We start from the raw sequence: 5,828 nt of genomic DNA, 5'->3' as shown, positions 1-5,828 counted from the left end.
GGCCTCGACCGGCCGCGGTAACGGCGCCGGCGCCTCGGGCGGCCCCTCGGGCTCCGCGCCGATGGCCCCGCCTCCGGGCGGCGGCGGCGGCGGCGGCGGTTCCAGCTACCGCCCGACCGGCGGCTGAGCTTTCGAGATCTGAATACGCGAGCGCGCTCCGGACCAACCGGGGGCGCTCGTCTTCGCGTGGTGTGGGGGCGAGATGAAGAAGATCGTAATCGGCGTCGTGGCGGCGGCGGCTTCGCTCGCAGCGACCCAGGCTTTCGCGCAATCCGCCTTCGAGCGCGACCGTAACGTCAGCGTGCGCGAGCGCCCGCACGACGAGTACGAGGCGCAGGGCGTCCAGTGGGGCGCCTTCGCGGCCTTCCCGAAGGTCACCGTCGACGCGGAATACAACGACAACGTCTTCGCCACCGCCACCGGCGAAGAGCAGGACGTCGTCTGGCGCGTGCGTCCCGAGCTGCTGGTCCAGTCCGGCTGGTCGCGTCACCGGCTGCAGGCCTACGCCCGCGCCTCGGTGAACCGCTACGCCGAGTTCGACGGCGAAAACACCGAGGACTGGGGCACGGGCTTCTCCGGCCGCCTCGACGTGGTGGGCTCCAGCTACCTCTACGGCGGCGCCGACTACGCCTCGGCCACCGAGCCGCGCACCTCGTCCGGCACGCCGGGCGCCGCGGCCGAGCCGGTCCGCTACGCCCTGACCTCCGCCCAGCTGGGCGGCGTGCACGAGATCAACCGCCTGCGCCTGTCGGCCGTGGCCGGCGTGCGCAACTACGACTACGACGACGTCGCCCAGATCGGCGGCGGCTCGATCGACCAGGACGACCGCGACCGCTCGGTCGCCACCCTCGGCGCCAAGATGGAATACGCGGTCAGTCCGGCCACCGCCCTGTTCTTCACCGCCGCCGCCAACAAGCGCGACTACGACCTGGCCAGCGCCGGGCGCGACTCCGACGGTTACGAAGTCGCCGTCGGCGCGGACTTCGACGTCTCCGACCTGGCCCGCGGCCAGGTGGCGGTCGGCTACCTGTCCCAGCAGTACGACAACGTGACCTTCAAGGACGTCGACGGTCTCGCCGTCCGCGGCCAGGTCGAGTGGTTCCCGACCCAGCTGGCCACCGTGACCCTCAAGGCCGAGCGCTCGGTCGAGGACTCCGGCATCCCGGGCTCGGCCGGCTACCTGTCGTCCACCGCCTCCGCCCAGGTCGACTGGGAAGTCCGCCGCAACGTCATCCTGACCGCCAACGCCGGCTGGGGCCGCGACGAGTACGAGGGCGTCGACCGCGACGACGACCGCTTCAACGCCGGCGTCAGCGCCGCCTGGCTGGTCAGCCGCAACGTCGGCCTCAATGTCGGCTACCAGTACTACGACCAGTCTTCGTCGGGCGCGGACAACGGCCCCGACTTCAAGACCAACCGGGTCATGACCTCGCTGATCTTCCAGCTCTGATAACGCCTGGAGGCGCTCCCTGACGGGGCGCCTCCTCGTGTTGTCGAGAGGCGTCGTCAGGCGCCCTTCTTGCATAAAAGCGCTGTCAGACGCCCTTCGTGCCGAAACGCGCCGTCTGGCGCCGTCTTTCGTTTTCCCGCGCCGTCAGGCGCTTTCGTACCGCCGGTGCTTGCCCCATGGACGCCAAGGTCCACCAGCTCCCGATCCCCGCCCAGGCGCCGGCCCCGGCCGCCGGTTTCGACCAGGACCGCCTGGCCCGGCTGGTCGACCCGCAGGTGCTGATCGCCACCTTCCGCCGCCACCTGAAGGTGTCGCTGGCGGTCGCCGCGATCGTGTTCGCCGCCGTCGCCGTCTACACCCTGCAGGCCACGCCGAAATACACGGCCACCGCCAACGTCCTGCTGGACCCGCGCAAGCAGAAGGTGACCGGCATCGAGGACGTGCTGTCCGGCCTGCCGGCCGACTCAAGCGTGGTCGACACCGAGGTGGAGATCCTGAAATCGCGCGCCCTCGCGGAGCGCGTGGTCACCGCGCTGAAGCTCGACCAGGACCCCGACTTCAACCCGGCCCTGGCGAAGCCCGGCCTGCTCGACGGCCTGATCGGCAAGGGCGGCCCGGCTACCGAGGCCTCGCTGTCCGACCTCGAGGCCCAGAAACGCCGCGAGAAGATCGTCGACAACCTCCTCGAGGACCTCAAGGTCAGCCGCGCCGGCCTGACCTACATGATCAAGGTGTCCTACGAGAATGAGGACCCCGAGAAGGCGACCGCCATCGCCAACGCCTTCGCCGACCGCTACCTGCTGGAGCAGCTGGAAGCCAAGTTCGAGGCCACCCGCACCGCCAACGAGTGGCTGAACGGCCGCCTCGCTGAACTGCGCGTGCAGGTTCAGACCGCCGAGGCCGCGGTCGAGCAGTTCAAGGCCGCCAACGGCCTGATGAGCGCCGAGGGCGCCACCCTGACCGAGCAGGAAATCTCCAACCTCAACCAGCAGCTCGCCCTGGTGCGCGTGCAGCAGGCCGAGAGCGAGGCGCGGCTGAACACCGCCCGCGCCCAGCTGGCCCGTGGCTCGACCGGCGAGGACGTCGGCGAGGCCCTGGGCTCCCAGGTCATCCAGGAGCTGCGCAAGCAGCGCGCCGCCGTCAGCGGCCGCGTCGCCGACCTGGAAGGCCGCTACGGCGCCCGCCACCCGGAGATCCTCAAGGCCCAGCGCGAGCTGGCCGACATCGACAGCCAGATCCGCGCCGAAATCACCCGCATCGTCTCCAACCTGGAGGCCCAGGCCCAGGTCCAGCGCCAGCGGACCGCCTCGCTGATGGGCTCCCTGGCCAACTCGCGCGGCACGCTCGCCGGCAACAACCGCGCCATGGTTCGCCTGCGCGAGCTGGAGCGCAACGCCGAGTCCGTGCGCAGCCTCTACGAGAGCTTCCTCGGCCGCTTCAAGGAAACCAGCGCCCAGGAAGGCATCGAGCAGTCCGACGCCCGCGTCGTCTCGCGCGCCCGCATTCCGACCGAGCCGTCCAGCCCGAACCTGCCGCTGAACCTGGCCCTGGGCTTCGTCCTGGCGCTCGGCGCCGGCGTCGGCGCCACGGTCATGCGCGAAATGCTCGACACCGGCATCGGCACCGCCGACGAGGTCGAGCAGCAGCTGGGCCTGCCCTACCTGGCCGGCGTGCCGGTCCTGGCCTCGACCATGGATCGCGCCAAGGCCGACGAGGCCGGCGCCCCGGTCGACCACGTGGTCGACAAGCCCCTGTCCAGCTTCGCCGAGGCCTTCCGCAACCTGAAGACCTCCCTGCAGTTCGCCAAGATGGGCGAACAGCTGAAGGTCATCGCCCTGACCTCGTCCCTGCCGGACGAAGGCAAGACCACGACCACCCTGTGCCTGGCCCGCACCCTGGCCATGAGCGGCGCCAAGGTGGTGGTGGTCGACTGCGACCTGCGCCGCCGCGCCGTCAACGACGAGCTGGGCCTCGACCCGGAAAAGGGCCTGCTGGAAGTCCTGTCGGGCAAGGCCAAGCTGGCCGACGTCCTGCTCGACGACGCCCGCTCCTCCGCCAAGGTCCTGCCGGTGGCCAAGCACGCCTACACGCCCAAGGACGTCTTCGGGTCTGTGGCCATGACCAAGCTGCTGGCCGAGCTGAAGTCGTCCTACGACTACGTCCTGCTCGACACCGCCCCGGTCCTGGCCGTGGCCGAGACCCGCGCCCTGGCCCCCAAGGCTGACGCGGTGGCCCTGCTGGTCCGCTGGCGCAAGACCCCGAAGAAGGCCACCGAGTCGGCCCTGCGCATGCTCCAGAACGGCCAGACCTTCGTCGCCGGCGCGGTCCTGACCCAGATCGACCAGCGCGAACAGTCCAGCTACGGCTACGGCGACCCCAGCTACTACCACCGCTCCTACGCCAAGTATTACGCGGAGTGAGGAGCGCCGGCCTGCCTTCGCAGGCCGGATGCGATCGACAACGATTTGTCGATCGCCGCGACGAACGCCCACGCCCGCAGCGTGGGCTGGGCCAAGTGCCGGCACGAATCCCCTTCTCCCCTTGCGGGAGAAGGTGGCGCGCGGAGCGCGTCGGATGAGGGGTGTCGGCACGGCGGTTGAAAGTCTGGAGACAGCGATGCTCCTCGTCCTGACGCCCCTGCGCCGCCCCCCCTCATCCGGCCGGCTCCGCCGGCCACCTTCTCCCGCAAGGGGAGAAGGAAAGTGAGCGCTCAAACCCAACCCGCCCGCTGGGCCCCGTCGCGCGCGCCGAGCACGGCTCCTGTCCTGCCACGCGGCGCCACCGCCGCCCTCGCCGCCGTCGCGCTGCTCCCCTTCGCCGGCCACCTGCTGTTCGGCGCCAACTCCTCCGCCCTCGCGCTCCTGTTCACCGCCCTCTCGGCCGCCCTCCTCGTCGCCCTGACCGTCCTCCAGCCCGGCGCCCGCGCGGCCCTGGCCTCGCGCCCGCTCGCCGTCCCCGCCGTCCTGTTTGTCACCACCGCCGCGGCGCTCGCCCTGACCCTCACCCCCTGGGCCCAGTCGATCCGCCCAGCCCTCGTCGCCGGTCCAGACCTCTCTTCAGGCCTGATCGAGCTCCTCAAGCTCTCAGGCGCCGCGACCGCCTTCGCCGCCGGCTTCGCCGTCGCGCGCTCCGACGCCGCCGCCCGCCGCTGGTTCCAGATCCTTAACCTAGCCTTCGCCGCCTTCGCCGCCTGGGCGCTGATGGCCTTCATGGCCGACCCCCAGGGCATCTACGGCTTCAAGCGGGTGATCGGCGCGGGGCGCCTGGCGGGCGCCTTCGGCAGCGCCAACAGCGCCGGCACCATCCTGGGCATCGGCGTGCTGGTCGGCCTGGCCGGCCTGCTGCGCGCCGCCGACCAGTCCGCCCACCTCGGCGGCCGCGGCCGCGGCCTCGAAAAACTGCTGCTGGAGGGCTGGCCCTCGGCCCTGTGCCTGGCCCTGTCCGGCGCCGCCCTCATGCTCACCGCCTCGCGCGGCGCCATCACCTCGACCCTCGTCGCCGCCCTGGCGCTCGGCCTTTGGGGCGCCGGCCGCTCCCGCGAGGGCCGCATCTGGATCCGCCGGGTGGGCCTGGGCCTGCTCGTCCTTCTCGCCCTCCTGGCGCTCAACGGCGGCGAGCTCGCCGTCCAGCGCTTCGGCGTGGCCCTCGAGGACGCCGAGGTCCGCCGCGCCATCTTCGAAGCCCACTGGCGCGCCTTCCAGGCTTCGCCCCTGGTCGGCTACGGCCCCGGTTCGTTCGAGGCGATCAACGACGCCGTCATGACGCCGGCGAACTATCAGGTGCTCTGGCAGATCCGCGCCGCCCACAACGCCTACCTGGAACAGCTGGAGACGGTCGGCCTCTTAGGCTTCCTCCCCCTGCTGGCCCTCGTCGCCTGGCCGCTCGCCCGCATCACCCTGGCCGCCCGCGACCCCCGCCGCCGCGGCGTCGTGTGGCTGCGGGCTGGCGCCTGCGCCGCCCTGCTGATCGGCCTGCACGCCCTGTCCGACTACGCCCTCCAGGAACCCTCCATCGTCCTCGCCTTCGCCACCCTGCTGGGTGTGGCGTACGCGTCGGCCACGCGCGAGACGAAGGAGCGGGGAGGGCGCAACGAAAAGATCTCCCCCCGAGCGTAGCGCTGGGGGGAGCAGGCGGCCGAAGGCCGCCGTGGGGGGCTCCAGCGGAGCGCGCGCGTTCAACCCCAACACCCGCTCATCCCCGCGAAAGCGGGGACCCAGAGCGTGACGAATTCAGGGGGCGAAGCACGAGATCCCTTCTCCCCTTGCGGGAGAAGGTGGCGCGCGGAGCGCGTCGGATGAGGGGTGTCAATGCTGAGGTGTCAGGACGGTGGCGTTCGTCGGGCGCCAGACCTTCGGGCGTGGCGCTCGCACCCCTCATC

General features: G+C 71.5%; 3 protein-coding genes. All 3 read left to right on the top strand.

Annotation, left to right across the window (positions count from 1 at the left end; translation table 11 throughout):
• Positions 1-202 precede the first annotated feature (202 nt).
• Positions 203-1,450, top strand: a complete 1,248-nt coding sequence (locus tag G3573_RS19405; RefSeq protein ID WP_163263328.1) for an outer membrane beta-barrel protein — start codon at positions 203-205, stop codon at positions 1,448-1,450.
• A gap of 176 nt (positions 1,451-1,626) precedes the next feature.
• Complete coding sequence (locus tag G3573_RS19400; protein ID WP_163263327.1) at positions 1,627-3,870, top strand: polysaccharide biosynthesis tyrosine autokinase; 2,244 nt, start codon at positions 1,627-1,629, stop codon at positions 3,868-3,870.
• 282 nt (positions 3,871-4,152) lie between these two features.
• Positions 4,153-5,565, top strand: a complete 1,413-nt coding sequence (locus tag G3573_RS22600; RefSeq protein ID WP_163263326.1) for an O-antigen ligase family protein — start codon at positions 4,153-4,155, stop codon at positions 5,563-5,565.
• The last annotated feature ends 263 nt before the right edge of the window (positions 5,566-5,828 follow it).

Source organism: Caulobacter sp. 17J65-9 (assembly GCF_010975005.1).
Taxonomy (GTDB): Bacteria; Pseudomonadota; Alphaproteobacteria; order Caulobacterales; family Caulobacteraceae; genus 17J80-11.
Note: the sequence above shows the minus strand (reverse complement) of the source record. Positions and strands in the feature narration are given on the sequence as shown.

Excerpts from the sequence above, each read along its gene's own strand:
- G3573_RS19405 (WP_163263328.1), top strand. The coding sequence starts at position 203 with ATGAAGAAGATCGTAATCGGCGTCGTGGCGGCGGCGGCTTCGCTCGCA.
- G3573_RS19400 (WP_163263327.1), top strand. The coding sequence starts at position 1,627 with ATGGACGCCAAGGTCCACCAGCTCCCGATCCCCGCCCAGGCGCCGGCC.